Origin of the sequence: Yersinia sp. J1 (genome assembly GCF_050586585.1) — a bacterium.
GTDB classification, from domain to species: Bacteria; Pseudomonadota; Gammaproteobacteria; order Enterobacterales; family Enterobacteriaceae; genus Yersinia; species Yersinia entomophaga.
Window position 1 is genome coordinate 349,457 of sequence record NZ_JBOBDP010000001.1, and the last position, 17,120, is coordinate 366,576.

Below are 17,120 nucleotides of genomic sequence, written 5' to 3' on the forward strand. Positions count from 1 at the left end.
TAAAAAAATGCAGGAGATTCTAAAACTATCAGAATATCCTGCGATAAATAGCCCGATTACGCTAAGACGATCAGTTAAATCGACTCAAAGAAAAAGGTTTAATATCAATAGGAGACGCCTTATCTTGCGCAAACAGCGCGGCGATTTCGCCCAGAGCAGTCGCGAACTTAAAACCGTGGCCACTTAGCCCGCTAAATACCATAATTCTTTGACTTTCTGGCAGCGTATCGATAATAAAATCTTCATCAGGACTCATATCGTAAGTGCAGGATGAACCCCTTAAACACACGCCAACGCCGGGCAAATAGTTGCGTAAAAAGCTGAAAACTTCGGTTCCATCCTCGGCAAAACCGCCAAAAGGCTTGCGTTGATCCGCAGATTCAATGAGTTGACCGCCGTTATGTTTACCGATTTTCAGTTCTTCCTTCTTCGACGGGAAACCATAGTAATGGACGTTATCTGGAGTTTCTACGGTGAAGGCGGGGAAGTGATTTTCTTCGCTGTAACGTCCGTCTGCGTGATGCCAGGCAAAGACTTTACGCACGGCGGAAATGGGGAGCGTAGGAAGTAATTTTTTCACCCAGGTGCCAGCGGTGACCACCACTTTCTTACCGCGGTAGGTACCATCGATAGTCACCACATCCACGCCATTATCGTCAGGGTGAATAGCCGAAACCGGACAGTTGAATAGAATCCCGCAGCCAGCGGCGGTGACTTCTTTAATCAGGGTGGAGACGGCCAAATCAGATTGCAGATAGCCTGATTTCGGCTCAAATACGCCGATATAGTCGTCAGGAACGGTGAAAAGCGGCCATTTTTGCCTCACTTCGCTCCCGTTCATGACCTGAATCGGCAAATCGTACTTGCGGGCACTTTCCTGTACGTTTTTCAGGAATTCGGAGTCTTGCGGGCCCAGGTTAATCACGCCGCTGGCATGAAACAGCTCCGCGCCAGTCGCTGTGGACAGGCCATCCCACAAGGTTTGCGCACGAAGAATCAGTGGCACATATTTTTCCCCTTCGCCATAAGCATGACGAATCAGGCGAGTGTCGCCGTGGTGACTGCCGGATTGATGTGGCGGCATACCGCTGTCGATCATCAGAACCTTTAATCCAGCCTGCGCCGCGTAATAACCCGCAGCTGAGCCAACGGAACCGCTGCCAACCACAATCAAATCATATTCCATGCTCTGTGACTCCAGGAAATAGCGTATATGCCTGATAAACCTTCAGGCCATCGTATAAAGGCAGGCTACGCAAAAGTAATAATTATGTGTATTAGTAATAACATGAGTAGAAGACTATCTAAAGGGGCGAAACGAGCGTGAGGGCGGGAGTGGCGAATAAAAAGGCACCTGATGAAGACTCATCGGTGCCCTGGGGTTTAGCTTTGAAATAACTAGTGTTTTCGGTGGTCAATGTCTACATAATCCGTTGATTCGATCTTAGCAATGCCTGCTTCTAGAATATTAATTAATTGGCGTGCTACATCGGTGGTCAGCCAGAGCGTTCTATCGACTAAGGCGTTCTCTGTGGGTTGATCCACGGAAGACAGGTAATGAAGACGAATCATCATGGCATTGTACGCGTCTACAGTGCTGATATCCCAGCCTACGAGCGGGTGAGTCTGAATAACTTCATCATTTCTGTCCATATAGACCCCTTATTAAGTAGTAACTAATTGAAGTAACTAATGAGGATCATTCGGCTCATAATTGAGTGAGCTTTTTCAGTATACGCAACTAGATATTTATTTGGCGAATAACACAACATCTTTACAAATTTGTTTAATAACGCTGAGAAAATGCACAATAACGCGATTCAGCTTCAATATGGGCATAGAAAGAAAGAGGACAAGGGGCTGAGAAAAAATAATCAGAGAACATGATGTGAGGACAAAAAAGCCGAGGAGCGACTCCCCGGCAAAAACTGCATAACAGTGAGTTATTCTGCGTCAAACCAATCGTCGGCGCTTTCCCAAATTTCTTGCAATATTTCAGAGATCCGATCTTTATCGGTTTTGGCTCCGCCAAGTACCGAAAGATCGTTAGCTCCGGCATAACGAATCCTGACGGTCGTATCCGGGAATTGAGCATTGAGCCTTTTAGTGAGCTCCCCGGTTAAGGCTTCAATCGCGCCCGCGGGTAATGGGTTTTTTCTATCAATGCTGACTTCAACACGCATGTTTCATCCTCCGAATATTGATACTGTATGTTTATACAGTTAAATGTAATGTGCGACAAGAGGGAGAATGAAAAAAATGAGAAAAATAAGGGAAGAGAATAACGCTTCCCCTTGAAAGACATTAGCTTTTTACTGACCAATTCAGCGTTTGGCCTGCCAGATAAGGCACAATAGATTCGTTACCAAGCGAAATTTCTTCCGGCTGGGTGAAGGGCTGGCGCACCAACTCAACAAAATCTTCATTGACTGGCAAACCGTAGAAACGCGGCCCGTTCAATGAACAGAAGGCTTCAAGATGTTGTAAAGCCTCCATTTCTTCAAACACGGTAGCGTAGGACGGTAAGGCCGACGGCGCATTGAATACGCCCGCGCAGCCACAGGAAGACTCTTTGCGGTGTTTGGCATGCGGCGCTGAGTCGGTACCCAGGAAGAAACGCTCGCTGCCGCTGGCAACGGCTTGACGCAGAGCCTGCTGGTGGGTGCCACGTTTCAGGATTGGCAAACAGAATAGGTGAGGGCGAATACCGCCAACTAACATGTGGTTACGGTTAAACATTAAATGCTGTGGCGTGATGGTCGCGGCAATAAAATCATTACCTGCAAGCACATAATCAGCCGCATCTTTGGTGGTGATATGCTCGAAAACGATTTTCAGCTCAGGGAATTTTTGGCGGATAGGCTCCAGAATCTGATCGATAAAGCGGGCTTCCCGATCGAAGATATCGACATCGGCATCGGTTACTTCCCCGTGAATCAATAGCGGCATACCTAATTTCTGCATCTGCTCGAACAGCGGATAAATCCCTAAAATATCGGACACACCGTGGGTTGAGTTCGTGGTGGCATTGGCAGGGTAAAGTTTGGCCGCGGTGAATACGCCTTGCTCGAAACCTGCGGTCAACTCTCTTTCGGTCAACTGGTTGGTCAGATAACAAGTCATCAGCGGAGTGAATGTCTGGCCTTTAGGCACCGCCGCCAAAATACGTTCCCGATAAGCAATGGCGCTGCTAACGGTGGTAATGGGAGTGGCCAGATTTGGCATCACTATCGCCCGGCCAAATACCTCACTGGTATAAGGGAGTACCCTGGCTAACATTTCGTCGTCACGCAAGTGGATGTGCCAATCGTCCGGGCGGCGAATTTTCAGGGTTTGGGATTGTGCAGTCATTTGGCTAGCTCCACTTTGATGAGAATTTCGAGGTTTTTTGCTGGTACGGGAGTGTTTCCGGCGGGGTGTAAGGATAAGCGGAAAGTGCGACAGATGCATCTGATTGTTCGGGTTAAGTTGAAAACAATTAGAAAAAGGCATCTTATAGAGACAGGTATTGCGTCAGTGAATTCGATGCAATAAACAGCTATCGGTCGTCAGGCCGACAGAAGATTGAAACAGGAGAGGGTAAAATGGAAGTTCGCGTCATCGCCAGCTTAGTGGCGAAACCAGAGTTTATTGAAGATGTTAAGGCTATTGTGCATCAAATTATTGAGCCAAGTCGTGCCGAAGGCGGCAATCTGCAATACGATCTTCATGCGGAAATCGGTCAGCCGAGTACCTTTGTGTTCTTTGAGCGTTGGGCCTCCGATGATGCGCTGCAAAAGCACAATAAAACCGCTCATTTCCAGGCATTTGTCGGCCAGTTAGACGGCAAATTGGATAATCTGGATATCAAAACGCTGAAACAGATTGCCTGATTGACTCGGTTTAATGCTCAGAAATTACGGTTTTCAGTCGTAAAAAAACCCGCCGTGTGGCGGGTTTTGTCGTTAAGGAGCTCGCTGTCAGTTACTTGACTGGCTGAGGCTTGGTAGCCGGTGCCGTAGCCTTGTTCACTGCCGCGTGCGCGCCCGCAGAGCCTTTACCTGCAAAGTCGAACGCAGGGCGTTGCCATTCACTGTGAGCTGACGCTTGCGTAGCCTGAGTTGAGGCAGAAGCCGGTGCTTTGGTCATCGGAGCGAATGCATGATGTTTGAAGCGCACGCCTTCCGGATGAACAACCGCTTCGGTCACTACGGTAGCGGCCACTTCAACGGTTTTCGGTGCATCAACTACTGGCGTTTCCGGCGCTGCTTGCGTCGCAGTCACTTCAGCAACAACGGTTTCAGCCACATTCTCTTCTACCACAGCTTTTGTTGTTGGCGCGGTTTCTTCAACTGCGTCAGTTGCGCTGACAATGGTTTCGGTATGAGCTTCAAACGGTGCTTCAACAGCCAGGGTTTCGGCAACAACGTCTTCTATAGTGACCGCTTTCGCTGCGATTTCTTCAACCGCAGGTTGAGCCGTCACTTCTGGCTGAACAACCGCTTGCGCTGCTGGCTGGTTAACCGGAGTTTCAGCTTTCGTCGTTTCAACGCCAGCAGTTTCCATTTCAACAGTTTTAACTTCAGCAGTTTCAACTGCAACAGTTTTGACTACAGGCGCCTCAACGACTGGAGCAGCAACTGGCGCGCGGCCCGGTACGGCAGCAGCTGATGAAGATGAACCACCTGGCTGATGTTTGTAAGCCGCAGGCGCTGGCGTGAACGCTTCAACCGGTTTTTCAGCTTTAGGCGCTTCAATCACAGCAGGTTCAGCGACAACGGCTGATACCGCCACGGTTTGTTCAATCGCTGGCGATGCAGCAACCGAATTCGCCTGACCGGTGGTGACTGCCGGCGCTGCGATCACAGCAGGTGTTTCAGCCGCTTGGGTATTCAGGTTTTCTGCGATATTTTCCGCTGCTGGCTCAGCAACTTGCTGTTCCTGCGGCAGTGCAACCGGATAACGAATAAACACCTTGCCTGACGCCATTTCCGGAGAGGCAAACGCCCCGGCCAGAGGCATAGCGGATTGGGTTGGATAACGCTCGTCACGATAGCGACGACGACGTTGACCACTGACACGCAGGTGACGTGGTGAACGGCGTGAACGACGTGGCATACCATTCTCGTTATTGGCAGAACGATCGTTACCGTTGTCTTCATCCGCTGCTGGTGCTAACAGTTTCACTTCTTCCTGTGCAACAACCGGAGCCGCGGTTTGCTCGGCGATTTTAACAACAGGAGTCTTTTCACTGGCGGTATCCGCTGGGTTCAGTTCATCATTGGCCGATTGAATACGTACTTTTTGGTTCAATTGACGACGCTGACGACGCTGCATCACCTGTTGGCGTTCTTCCTGCTCAGGCTGGACTTCTTCTACCAGATTTACCGCTACAACGCTTTCAACCACTTCAGCCGCTTTCACTTCCTGCGGATTCTGACGTTGACGACGTTGACGATCGCCACGTTCACGACGCGGTTGCTGTTCTTCCCGTGGCGCTTTGTCGTTGTCGCGATTTTCTACCGTAGCTTCAACCGCGGTATTTTGCTGGTTAGAACGACGGTTACGACGCTGATCTTCACGGCCTTCACGGCCTTCACGGCCTTCACGGATGTCACGATTATCGCGGTTTGCATCCCGATTGCCGTTGTCACGCGCGTTTTCACGCGTATTTTCGCGACCTTCACGCGGCGTGCGGTCACCGCGATCTTTGCGGCCATTGTTCTGACGGCGCGGATTACGACGATCTTGACGACGATTATCGGTATTTTCGGTTTTTTCGACGACAGCCGGTTTCACTTCCGCTTCAGCTGGTGCGGCGAACAGGCTTTTCAGACCGCTAATCAAGCGACTAAACAGACCCGGCTGTGCGGCACTGACGGCTGCTTTTGCTGGCTGCACCGCAGGTTTGGCCGCTGCCGCAGGTTCAGCTTCCGGTGGCACTTCCGTTGGCAGAGAGAAGGTCGCCAGCGCCGGTTGTTCCGGACGTTTGCGTTCCATTGGCGCTTCTTCCAGTGGCTGAGCCATCTCTTCTTCATGCAGTTTCGGCAGCAGGTAGCTCAGGGTCGGAACTTCTTCACCTTTACGTACGCGCAGCACCGAGTAATGCGGGGTTTGCATCTGGTCGTTAGGTACGATAACTGCACGCACGCCGCCTTGACGCTTCTCAATGGCATTAACCGATTCACGTTTTTCATTCAGCAGATAAGAGGCAATCTGGACTGGAACGATAGCGTGAACTTCATGGGTATTCTCTTTCAGCGCTTCTTCTTCAATCAGACGAAGAATCGACAGCGACAGAGATTCATTGTCACGCACGGTGCCGGTGCCGCTGCAACGCGGGCAGACGTGGTGGCTGGATTCACCCAGTGACGGGCTAAGGCGCTGACGGGACATTTCCAGCAGACCGAAGCGAGAAATCCGGCCGATCTGAATACGGGCGCGGTCTTGACGAACGGCGTCACGCAGACGGTTTTCTACTTCACGCTGATGGCGAACCGGCGTCATATCGATAAAGTCGATAACGATTAGGCCGCCGAGGTCACGCAGACGCAATTGGCGAGCGATTTCGTCCGCCGCTTCCAGGTTGGTATTGAAAGCCGTTTCTTCGATGTCGCCGCCGCGAGTAGCGCGTGCGGAGTTGATATCAATCGCGGTCAACGCTTCGGTGGTATCGATAACGATAGAACCGCCGGAAGGCAAACGCACTTCGCGCTGGAACGCAGATTCAATCTGAGATTCAATCTGATAGTGGCTGAACAACGGGATTTCGCCGCTGTACAATTTGATTTTGCTGCTGAAATCCGGGCGACCCAGAGCGGCAATATGCTCTTTGGCCAGATCGAGAATTTTTGGATTGTCGATCAGGATTTCGCCGATATCCGGGCGCAGGTAATCGCGGAAGGCACGCACGATAACGTTGCTTTCCTGATGAATCAGGAACGGAGCAGGGCGGCCTTCGGCGGCTTTTTTAATCGCATCCCAGTGTTTCAGGCGGAATGACAAGTCCCATTGCAGCGCGTCGGCAGATTTGCCTACGCCAGCCGTACGGACAATCAGCCCCATGCCGTCAGGCAACTGGAGTGAAGACAGGGCTTCTTTTAGTTCAGTACGGTCGTCACCTTCGATGCGGCGAGAAATGCCACCGGCACGCGGGTTATTAGGCATCAGAACTAAATAGCTGCCAGCGAGACTGATAAATGTGGTTAAGGCTGCGCCTTTATTACCACGTTCTTCTTTATCAACCTGAACAATAACTTCCTGGCCTTCGCGCAATACATCTTTGATGTTTGGACGGCCATGAGAGGAATAATTACTTGGGAAGTACTCGCGAGAGATTTCTTTTAAAGGAAGGAAACCATGTCTTTCTGCACCGTAATCAACAAAAGCAGCTTCCAGACTTGGCTCAATTCGGGTGATTTTACCTTTGTAAATATTCGCTTTTTTTTGCTCATGGCCCGGACTTTCAATATCCAGATCATAAAGCCGCTGTCCATCTACAAGGGCAACACGCAACTCTTCCTGCTGAGTTGCGTTAATCAACATTCTTTTCATCTTAACTTACTCGTTATTTTTACATTGGCGTTAGAACTGCGGGCAAAATAACCTCATGGCCGGATAAACCGATGACCCCGAGTCTTCTAGCAAAGCCGTCAACCTCACGGTTGTCGCCTGCATAGGGGCGCATTATCTCGGTAAGCCTGTGTTTCTTTCTGAAAAACAGCGCTTTTAGTAGAGGGCAGCTTCTGAATTTATGACAACAGATCTGATCCCATTTGCCGGCCAAGCTGCAACCCGCAGCCCGCTAATTGCTTGATTTCACATTACGTCTTACGCCATTGCTGCGTTTTTGTGCGATCAGGCAAACTTATTATTCCACAAGTTCCTTGATCTAACGAGAATCAACGCGGAATTAACTGCATTATTCCATTGCTGATACTGATATAGCAAGGTGACTTTAGCTGTCTAAGTAAAGATTATTTTACTGTGTTCACAGTGTTGGCGAGTATTGATGTGTTATTAAACAAAAATAATGCGCAAACGTTCTCTTCAATAGCCAGACTCACAGTTAAGCACATAAAAAGGGGTGGCGCTAATTCCTCTGTATAATTAGAATCGCGCACCATGAAAACAGATAATCCAGTAGTACAATTAATCACCATTTCTGCCGACGAAGCCGGTCAGCGGATCGATAACTTTTTGCTCGCTAAATTAAAAGGCGTGCCAAAGAGCATGATCTACCGCATCGTGCGTAAGGGTGAAGTTCGCGTCAATAAAGGACGCATTAAACCAGAATATAAGCTGGCGGACGGCGATGTGGTGCGTGTACCGCCGGTGCGCGTGGCCGAGCGTGAAGACGCACCCGTTTCGGCAAAACTGGATAAAGTCGCGGCGTTGGCCGACTGTATCCTGTTTGAGGACGATTACCTGCTGGTGCTGAATAAACCTTCGGGAACCGCGGTACACGGCGGAAGTGGTCTGAGTTTTGGCGTAATTGAAGCGCTGAGAGCGTTGCGTCCGGAAGCGCGTTTCCTCGAATTGGTGCATCGTCTTGACCGCGACACTTCCGGCGTTCTGTTGGTAGCGAAAAAACGTTCGGCGCTGCGCTCCCTACATGAACAGCTGCGGCTGAAAGGTATGCAAAAAGACTATCTGGCGCTAGTTCGCGGCCAATGGCAATCTCATTGCAAGGCGGTTCAGGCACCGTTGCTGAAAAATATTATGCAGAGCGGCGAGCGAGTCGTGAAGGTGAGCAGCGAAGGCAAACCGTCGGAAACCCGCTTTAAAGTGGAAGAGCGCTTTGAACACTGCACGTTGGTAAAAGCTAGCCCGATTACTGGCCGAACTCACCAGATACGCGTTCACGCATTGCATGCCGGCCATCCGATCGCTTTTGATGACCGTTACGGTGACCGTGATTTCGATGCGCAACTTAAAGGCACTGGCTTACATCGCCTGTTCCTGCATGCGGCAGCTTTACGGTTTGAGCATCCGAATACCGGCGAAACCATGCGGCTGGAAGCGCCGTTGGATAATCAGTTACGCCACTGCCTGTTAATGCTGCGGAAAAACTTCCCGGCAAAATAATCGTGCTGTCAGCTTCGAATAGCATCGGTAAGGCGCAAAAGTGCGCCTTACTTTGTTATATCACTCTTTTTATTGTCTTATTATTAGCGCTTATCTGCGCTGTTCTGACTTAACAACGCATTCACCCCTTGTTCCATCAGCATCTCATTAAGCGCAATCAGCGGCAGACCAATCAAGGTATTGGGATCGCGACCTTCTAAACGGTCGAACAGACTTATTCCCAATCCCTCACTTTTAAAGCTACCAGCACAATTCCAAGGCTGTTCTATGCTTAAGTAGCCGTTTATTTCGTCATCGCTTAGCGTTCTGAAATACACCTGAAAAGTTTCGCACTGGATATTTATATGACCGCTAGCGGAATTGAGCAGCGTCAAACCGGTATAAAAAGTGACACATTGGCCGCTGGCCTGGCGTAATTGTTTAAACGCATTCTCATGATTGTGCGGTTTGCCGGTTATTTTCCCGTTCAGCACGCACACCTGATCAGAGCCGATAATCAAATGCTGCGGATAGTGTTCAGCCAACGCAGTAGCCTTGGCGCTCGCCAGTCTCTGCACTAAGGTTGGAGCGTCTTCCTGCGGCAACGGGCTTTCATCGATATCTGGCGCTGCGGTAATAAAGGGCAATTGAAGTTTTTCCAGCAATGCTTTGCGATAAGAAGAAGTTGAAGCCAAAACTAACTGAGACATAATATTTTCCATAAACCGTGGCGTAATTTAATCAGTCATTTTAAACTGTCCGCCGCTGAGGAAGCGAATATTGGTGAAAGGTGCGGTTGAATGGCCTTTTTCTTTGACTCTATGTCGTTACAAAGTTAATATGCGCGCCCTATGCAAAAAGTAAAATTACCCCTGACCATTGATGCGGTTCGTACTGCCCAGAAGCGATTAGATTACGCAGGTATCTATTCCCCTGAGCAAGTGACACGCGTTGCCGAATCCGTGGTTAGTGTGGACAGCGATGTCGTGGCCTCCTTATCGTTTAATATCGATAATCAGCGCCTGGCGGTTATCACAGGTCATGCGGACGTCGACGTTACGTTGATGTGCCAGCGCTGCGGTGGCACCTTCGCACACCATGTCCACACAACATATTGTTTTAGCCCGATCGTCAATGACGAGCAGGCTGAAGCATTACCGGAAGCGTACGAACCGATCGAAGTCGACGATTTTGGCGAAGTTGATCTGTTGGCAATGATTGAAGACGAAATTATTCTTTCGCTGCCGGTCGTTCCGGTACATGAATCTGAACACTGTGAAGTGTCCGAGGCGGACATGGTATTTGGTAAACTGCCTGCAGAGGTGGAGAAACCGAATCCATTTGCCGTATTAGCCAGTTTAAAGAAAAGTAATTAAGGAGTAAGGTCAATGGCCGTACAACAGAACAAACCAACTCGTTCCAAACGTGGCATGCGTCGTTCACACGATGCTCTGACCACTGCCACTCTGTCTGTGGACAAAACTTCCGGTGAAACTCACCTGCGTCACCACATCACAGCCGACGGTTTCTACCGCGGCCGCAAGGTTATCGGCTGAGTAGTACTTGCTAATCTTTAGCAAGGCGATACCTTGACTTGTCTAACCCTAGCGTTAGATGCAATGGGCGGGGACTTCGGTCCCTGCGTCACAGTGCCTGCTTCATTGCAGGCACTGGCCTTTAATCCACAACTTAAGCTTCTGCTGGTCGGAAACCCCGACGCCATCACTCCATTACTTGCCCACACCGATCCTTTGTTGCTGGAAAGGTTGCAGGTAATTCCCGCTGAGCATGTTATTGCCAGCGACGCTAAACCCTCACAAGCAATTCGCGCCAGCCGTGGTACATCGATGCGTATCGCATTGGATTTAGTTAAGAACGGTGAGGCTCAAGCCTGTGTGAGTGCCGGGAATACCGGAGCGTTAATGGGGTTGGCAAAGTTGATGATTAAGCCGTTAGAAGGGATAGAGCGCCCGGCCCTGATGACGGTGATCCCGAACCAACGCCGTAGTAAAACCGTGGTGTTGGATCTGGGAGCAAATGTGGAATGCGACAGCACCATGTTGGTGCAATTTGCCGTGATGGGCTCAGTCATGGCCGAAGAAGTCGTGGGGATTACCTCCCCGCGTGTCGCGCTGCTAAATATTGGCGAAGAAGAAACCAAAGGTTTAGATAATATCCGCGAAGCCGCCGCAGTATTAAAAAATACACCGGCGATAAATTATATTGGTTATCTGGAAGGCAATGACTTGCTGACCGGGAAAACCGACGTAATGGTTTGTGACGGCTTCGTGGGTAACGTCACCCTTAAGACCATGGAAGGCGTGATAAGAATGTTCTTGTCGTTGCTTAAATCATCGGGCGAGAACAATAAACAGTCCTGGTGGCTTAAACTACTGGGGCGTTGGCTGCAAAAACGCGTGGCCAAGCGGTTCGGGCATCTGAACCCCGACCAGTATAATGGCGCATGTCTGTTAGGATTACGGGGCATCGTAATCAAGAGCCACGGCGCTGCGAACCAACGTGCGTTTGCAGTTGCAATAGAACAGGCTGTGCAGGCGGTGCAGCGGCAGGTTCCTGAAAGGATCGCCGCGCGCCTTGAAGCTGTATTACCCAAGAGTGACTGAACGTACATGTATACAAAGATTCTCGGCACGGGGAGCTATCTGCCCGTACAAGTGCGCAGCAATGCTGATTTAGAAAAAATGGTGGAAACCAGCGACGAGTGGATCGTGACTCGCACCGGTATTCGTGAACGTCGTATTGCAGCACCGGATGAAAATGTGGCCACAATGGCTTTCCGTGCGGCAGAGAACGCGCTGGAAATGGCTGGCGTCAGTAAAGACGATGTTGGGCTGATTATTGTCGCCACCACCTCTTCAAGTCACGCTTTCCCAAGCTCTGCCTGTCAGGTGCAGCAGATGTTAGGAATCAAAGACGCCGCGGCGTTTGATTTGGCTGCTGCCTGCGCTGGTTTTACCTATGCGCTGAGCGTGGCCGATCAGTACGTGAAAAGTGGCGCAGTGCGTCATGCGCTGGTGATTGGCTCCGACGTATTGTCTCGCGCGTTGGATCCGGAAGATCGCGGCACGATTATTCTGTTTGGCGATGGCGCTGGTGCTGTGTTGCTGGGTGCGTCTGAAGAGCCGGGTATTATGTCAACGCACTTACATGCGGACGGCACCTATGGCGGGTTATTGACTCTGCCTTACCAGAATCGCGAAACCCAGGATCAGCCTGCTTACGTCACCATGGCAGGTAATGAAGTGTTTAAAGTGGCCGTGACCGAATTGGCGCACATTGTCGATGAAACGTTACAGGCTAACGGCTTGGATCGTTCAGAACTGGACTGGCTGGTTCCGCATCAGGCAAATTTACGCATTATCAGCGCTACGGCGAAAAAATTAGGTATGGGGTTGGATAAAGTGGTGATCACTCTCGATCGTCACGGTAATACCTCTGCCGCATCAGTGCCTTCAGCTTTAGACGAAGCGGTACGTGATGGCCGGATTCAACGCGGTCAATTAGTCCTGCTGGAAGCGTTTGGTGGCGGCTTCACTTGGGGCTCTGCGCTGGTTCGTTTTTGATTTAACAGAAAGTCTTTTGATTTAATAGAAAGTCTTTTGATTTCACAGGAAGGCAAGATGTCGAAATTTGCAATGGTTTTTCCAGGTCAAGGGTCTCAGACCGTGGGTATGCTGGCTGATTTAGCTACACAATTCCCGATAGTTGAAGAAACTTTCACCGAAGCCTCTTCGGTTTTAGGCTACGATTTGTGGCAGTTGGTGCAGCAGGGTCCGGCAGAAGAACTGAACAAAACCTGGCAGACTCAGCCTGCGTTGCTCACCGCTTCGGTAGCCATCTGGCGTGTTTGGCAGCAGCAGGGCGGAAAAGCGCCTGCGATGATGGCAGGCCATAGCCTGGGTGAATACTCAGCATTGGTATGTGCTGGCGTTCTGGATTTCAAACAGGCGGTTAAGCTGGTTGAATTACGCGGCCAACTGATGCAAGAAGCGGTACCTGAAGGTACTGGCGCTATGTCTGCTATTATTGGCCTGGATAATGAATCTATTGCCAAAGCTTGCGAAGAATCGGCACAAGGTCAGGTGGTTTCACCGGTTAACTTTAACTCGCCGGGGCAGGTTGTGATCGCCGGGAACAAAGAAGCGGTAGAACGTGCCGGTGCGGCCTGTAAAGCGGCTGGCGCCAAGCGTGCACTGCCTTTGCCGGTTAGCGTGCCTTCCCACTGCGCATTAATGAAACCCGCGGCGGATAAAATGGCCGTTGCTCTGGAAGACATTGAATTCCGGGCACCGTTGTTCCCTGTGGTGAATAACGTAGACGTAAAAGCCGAAGTGTCACCTGAAGCTATCCGTAGCGCGCTGGTACGTCAGCTATACAATCCGGTACGTTGGACTGGAAGCGTTGAATTTATGGCGGCAGAAGGCGTTGAACTGCTGCTGGAAGTTGGCCCAGGTAAAGTTCTGACTGGCCTGACCAAGCGTATCGTGGACACTCTGTCAGCAGCACCGGTAAACGATGTTGCGACCTTGACCGCAGCGCTTGAACAATAATAAAGAGGATAGCATGAGCTTTGAAGGAAAAATTGCGCTGGTAACTGGCGCAAGCCGTGGCATTGGCCGCGCTATTGCAGAATTATTGGTCGAACGTGGTGCCGTTGTAATTGGTACTGCGACCAGTGAGAAGGGGGCTGAAGCTATCAGCGCCTATTTGGGTGACAAGGGTAAAGGTTTAATGTTGAACGTCGTGGATCCCACGTCGATCGACAAGGTACTGGCAACTATTCGTGCTGAATTTGGCGAAGTCGACATTTTAGTGAATAATGCCGGTATCACGCGTGATAACCTGCTGATGCGTATGAAAGACGATGAGTGGCAGGATATCCTGGATACAAATCTGACTTCCGTGTTCCGTCTGTCAAAAGCGGTAATGCGAGCTATGATGAAAAAGCGGTTTGGCCGTATCATCACAATTGGTTCTGTTGTTGGGACCATGGGCAATGCAGGGCAGGTTAACTACGCGGCCGCTAAAGCTGGCGTTATTGGTTTTAGCAAGTCTTTGGCGCGTGAGGTTGCTTCACGTGGCATTACTGTCAACGTCGTGGCACCTGGCTTTATTGAGACGGACATGACTAGGGCGTTGACAGATGATCAACGCGCAGGCATTTTAACCCAAGTACCAGCTAACCGGCTTGGGGAAGCTAAAGAAATCGCCAGCGCTGTTGCATTTTTAGCCTCTGACGAGGCCAGCTACATCTCTGGTGAAACATTACATGTCAATGGCGGCATGTACATGGTTTAAGCACTGGCAGAACTTTTTGCATTATTTGAGGTGAAAACCGCAAAATAATGCAAAATTGTGGTTCGACCAGCCGAGATTTAGTTGCATCTTTTTCAACATTTTATAAACTACGAAAACCATCGCGAAAGCGAGTTTTGATAGGAAATTTAAGAGTATGAGCACTATCGAAGAACGCGTTAAGAAAATCATCGTTGAACAACTTGGTGTTAAACAGGAAGAAGTACTGAACGACGCTTCTTTCGTAGAAGATCTTGGCGCTGATTCTCTTGACACCGTTGAGCTGGTAATGGCTCTGGAAGAAGAGTTTGATACCGAGATTCCAGACGAAGAAGCAGAAAAAATCACTACTGTTCAGGCAGCTATTGATTTTATCAACGCTAGTCAGCAGTAAGCGAACATATCTAGGCGGTCACTCGACCGCCTAAGTTTTTGTCCCAAAGTGTTATTTTCCCTCCTTGGAGGACAAACGTGTCTAAGCGTCGAGTTGTTGTGACTGGACTGGGCATGCTGTCTCCTGTCGGTAATACAGTAGAATCCACATGGAATGCTGTTCTTGCTGGGCAGAGTGGCATCAGCCTGATCGACCATTTCGATACTAGCGCCTATGCAACCCGGTTTGCTGGCTTAGTAAGAAATTTTGACTGTGAAGAATTCATTTCGCGCAAAGATGCACGAAAAATGGATGCCTTCATTCAGTACGGTATTGCGGCAGGTATTCAGGCGATGCAAGACTCCGGTCTTGAAGTGACTGACGCTAACGCTGACCGTATCGGTGCCGCTATCGGTTCTGGTATTGGTGGCTTAGGCCTGATCGAAGAAAACCACACCGCGCTGGTTAACGGTGGGCCACGGAAAATCAGTCCGTTCTTCGTGCCTTCAACTATCGTGAATATGATCGCAGGCCACCTGACCATTAAGTTTGGTTTACGTGGACCGAGTATTTCTATCGCGACTGCCTGTACCTCTGGTGTGCACAATATCGGCCATGCCGCCCGTATCATTGCTTATAATGATGCTGACGTGATGGTCGCCGGTGGCGCAGAAAAAGCCAGTACGCCATTGGGCGTTGGCGGTTTCGGTGCTGCGCGAGCCTTGTCAACCCGTAACGACGATCCACAAGCGGCTAGCCGCCCATGGGATAAAGATCGCGACGGTTTTGTATTGGGCGATGGTGCCGGCATGATGGTACTGGAAGAATATGAACACGCGAAGAAGCGTGGCGCTAAGATCTATGCAGAAGTTGTCGGTTTTGGTATGAGCAGCGATGCCTACCATATGACCTCGCCGCCGGAAAACGGTTCGGGCGCAGCTTTGGCTATGGTGAATGCGTTACGTGACGCGGGTGTCACTACTTCGCAAATCGGCTATATCAACGCGCACGGCACTTCCACGCCAGCGGGTGATAAAGCGGAAACGCAGGCGGTTAAATCGGTGTTTGGCGCTGATGCAGAGAAAGTCATGGTTAGCTCAACCAAATCCATGACCGGTCACCTGTTAGGTGCTGCTGGCGCGGTAGAATCTATCTTTACCGTTCTGGCACTGCGCGATCAAGCTATTCCACCGACCATTAACTTGGATAACCCGGATGAAGGCTGTGATTTGGATTTCGTTCCGCACACCGCGCGTCAGGTTTCAGGCATGGAATACACCCTGTGTAACTCGTTCGGCTTCGGCGGCACTAACGGTTCATTAGTTTTCCGTAAAGTGTAACAGCGACCGATTAGTAACACAGATGATAAAAACCCGGTTATCCGGGTTTTTTTATAGCTATTGTTTGCCAATGTAAGTGAACAGAAAAAGATAAATCCGAAAGTAGTGGAATATCCGGTTGAGAAAACTTTGGGATGTAAACTCAATGAGAGCTTATTAATATGTTTGCTCACTAGATAAACCACCGAATAAATAAAAGAGAGTTGGATATGATGTTGATAAACGGTATGGCGCAAAACCAGCTCTCTGCAACCGACAGAGGCTTGCAGTTCGGGGACGGCTGTTTTACTACGGCGCGAGTGCTTAATGGTGAAGTTTGCTGGCTGCCTATGCATATACAACGCTTGCAGCAAGGCGCGGAGCGTTTACTGCTGCCAACTATTGACTGGGCGCTATTACAGCATGAAATGACCGAACTGGCGTGGCAGGCTCAGCAGGGCGTACTGAAAGTGATTTTGACCCGGGGCAGCGGTGGGCGGGGTTACAGCGGTGAGGCCTGCGAACAGCCGACGCGCGTATTATCGATTAGTGGTTATCCGGCACATTATTCATTATGGCGCGAGGAGGGCATCACGCTGGCGTTAAGTCCGGTAGCGTTGGCGCGTAATCCGCTGCTGGCGGGGGTTAAGCATCTTAACCGTTTGGAGCAGGTACTGATTCGCGCGCATCTTGAGCAGACAACGGCGGACGAGGCTCTGGTGCTTGACACTGCAGGCCAGCTGGTGGAATGCTGTGCGGCTAATTTATTCTGGCGCAAAGGCGAGGCAGTATTTACGCCGGATCTCAGTCATTCTGGGGTGGCGGGTATCATGCGTCGTCGTATTATGGCGCGACTGTTTGCTTCCAGATACGCGTTACACTGCGTATCCGAACCCTTAGAGACGCTAAGAGACGCAGATGAGGTGCTGATCTGCAACGCGTTAATGCCGCTGGTTTCGGTTAATCAAGCGCATGAATGGACTTATAGCTCGCGAGAGCTGTATGAATTCATGCGACCACATTGTTAATATCGATTTAATCGCTAATATCAATTCCAAATTTTAAAG

Annotated in this window: 17 protein-coding genes; 11 read left to right on the forward strand and 6 right to left on the reverse strand. The window is 50.1% G+C overall.

The features are described 5' to 3' along the window. Window positions 1-70: 70 nt before the first annotated feature. The 4 genes from solA to pyrC form a co-directional block, all read right to left on the reverse strand. Window positions 71-1,186: an N-methyl-L-tryptophan oxidase gene (gene solA, locus ACQ4OC_RS01530; RefSeq protein WP_064513028.1), complete on the reverse strand. Its 1,116-nt coding sequence runs from the start codon at window positions 1,184-1,186 to the stop codon at window positions 71-73. A 212-nt stretch (window positions 1,187-1,398) separates the two neighbouring features. Continuing rightward, window positions 1,399-1,653: a biofilm formation regulator BssS gene (gene bssS / locus ACQ4OC_RS01535; RefSeq protein ID WP_049596435.1), complete on the reverse strand. Its 255-nt coding sequence runs from the start codon at window positions 1,651-1,653 to the stop codon at window positions 1,399-1,401. Window positions 1,654-1,943: 290 nt separating this feature from the next. Beyond that, complete coding sequence (dinI, locus tag ACQ4OC_RS01540; RefSeq protein ID WP_064513029.1) at window positions 1,944-2,183, reverse strand: DNA damage-inducible protein I; 240 nt, start codon at window positions 2,181-2,183, stop codon at window positions 1,944-1,946. A 121-nt stretch (window positions 2,184-2,304) separates the two neighbouring features. Beyond that, window positions 2,305-3,351: a dihydroorotase gene (pyrC, locus tag ACQ4OC_RS01545; protein WP_430970870.1), complete on the reverse strand. Its 1,047-nt coding sequence runs from the start codon at window positions 3,349-3,351 to the stop codon at window positions 2,305-2,307. Window positions 3,352-3,584: 233 nt separating this feature from the next. On the opposite strand from pyrC, the gene ACQ4OC_RS01550 reads away from it, so the two are divergent. Beyond that, window positions 3,585-3,872, forward strand: a complete 288-nt coding sequence (locus ACQ4OC_RS01550; protein WP_430970871.1) for a putative quinol monooxygenase — start codon at window positions 3,585-3,587, stop codon at window positions 3,870-3,872. A 91-nt stretch (window positions 3,873-3,963) separates the two neighbouring features. Here the strand turns inward: ACQ4OC_RS01550 and rne are convergent, their stop codons facing one another. Continuing rightward, window positions 3,964-7,533, reverse strand: coding sequence for a ribonuclease E (gene rne, locus ACQ4OC_RS01555; protein ID WP_430970872.1), 3,570 nt, complete (start codon window positions 7,531-7,533; stop codon window positions 3,964-3,966). A 570-nt stretch (window positions 7,534-8,103) separates the two neighbouring features. On the opposite strand from rne, the gene rluC reads away from it, so the two are divergent. Further along, the gene (gene rluC / locus ACQ4OC_RS01560; protein ID WP_064513035.1) at window positions 8,104-9,066 is read left to right on the forward strand and encodes a 23S rRNA pseudouridine(955/2504/2580) synthase RluC; all 963 of its coding nucleotides are present in this window, start codon (window positions 8,104-8,106) and stop codon (window positions 9,064-9,066) included. A gap of 83 nt (window positions 9,067-9,149) precedes the next feature. On the opposite strand, the gene ACQ4OC_RS01565 is transcribed toward rluC, so the two are convergent. After that, window positions 9,150-9,755 carry a Maf family protein gene (locus tag ACQ4OC_RS01565; protein WP_064513037.1) on the reverse strand — a complete coding sequence of 202 codons (606 nt, stop codon included), beginning with the start codon at window positions 9,753-9,755 and terminating at the stop codon, window positions 9,150-9,152. 141 nt (window positions 9,756-9,896) lie between these two features. Here ACQ4OC_RS01565 and yceD point away from each other — a divergent pair, with 141 nt between their 5' ends. From yceD to pabC, 9 genes are all read left to right on the forward strand, one after another. Continuing rightward, window positions 9,897-10,421: a 23S rRNA accumulation protein YceD gene (gene yceD, locus ACQ4OC_RS01570; protein ID WP_049596428.1), complete on the forward strand. Its 525-nt coding sequence runs from the start codon at window positions 9,897-9,899 to the stop codon at window positions 10,419-10,421. Window positions 10,422-10,433: 12 nt separating this feature from the next. Next, entirely contained in the window at window positions 10,434-10,601 is a 168-nt protein-coding gene (gene rpmF / locus ACQ4OC_RS01575; protein WP_002210931.1) for a 50S ribosomal protein L32, read from the forward strand. Window positions 10,602-10,634: 33 nt separating this feature from the next. Next, the gene (gene plsX, locus ACQ4OC_RS01580; RefSeq protein WP_071889721.1) at window positions 10,635-11,669 is read left to right on the forward strand and encodes a phosphate acyltransferase PlsX; all 1,035 of its coding nucleotides are present in this window, start codon (window positions 10,635-10,637) and stop codon (window positions 11,667-11,669) included. A 6-nt stretch (window positions 11,670-11,675) separates the two neighbouring features. Continuing rightward, window positions 11,676-12,629, forward strand: coding sequence for a beta-ketoacyl-ACP synthase III (locus ACQ4OC_RS01585; protein ID WP_064513040.1), 954 nt, complete (start codon window positions 11,676-11,678; stop codon window positions 12,627-12,629). 57 nt (window positions 12,630-12,686) lie between these two features. Continuing rightward, window positions 12,687-13,616 carry an ACP S-malonyltransferase gene (gene fabD / locus ACQ4OC_RS01590; RefSeq protein WP_064513043.1) on the forward strand — a complete coding sequence of 310 codons (930 nt, stop codon included), beginning with the start codon at window positions 12,687-12,689 and terminating at the stop codon, window positions 13,614-13,616. Window positions 13,617-13,629: 13 nt separating this feature from the next. Beyond that, window positions 13,630-14,364, forward strand: a complete 735-nt coding sequence (gene fabG / locus ACQ4OC_RS01595; RefSeq protein ID WP_064513045.1) for a 3-oxoacyl-ACP reductase FabG — start codon at window positions 13,630-13,632, stop codon at window positions 14,362-14,364. A 154-nt stretch (window positions 14,365-14,518) separates the two neighbouring features. Continuing rightward, window positions 14,519-14,755, forward strand: a complete 237-nt coding sequence (gene acpP, locus ACQ4OC_RS01600) for an acyl carrier protein (protein WP_064513047.1) — start codon at window positions 14,519-14,521, stop codon at window positions 14,753-14,755. Window positions 14,756-14,832: 77 nt separating this feature from the next. After that, window positions 14,833-16,074, forward strand: coding sequence for a beta-ketoacyl-ACP synthase II (gene fabF / locus ACQ4OC_RS01605; RefSeq protein WP_071889724.1), 1,242 nt, complete (start codon window positions 14,833-14,835; stop codon window positions 16,072-16,074). Window positions 16,075-16,283: 209 nt separating this feature from the next. After that, on the forward strand, window positions 16,284-17,081 hold the full coding sequence (pabC, locus tag ACQ4OC_RS01610; protein WP_064513051.1) for an aminodeoxychorismate lyase: 798 nt from the start codon (window positions 16,284-16,286) through the stop codon (window positions 17,079-17,081). Window positions 17,082-17,120 lie beyond the last annotated feature (39 nt).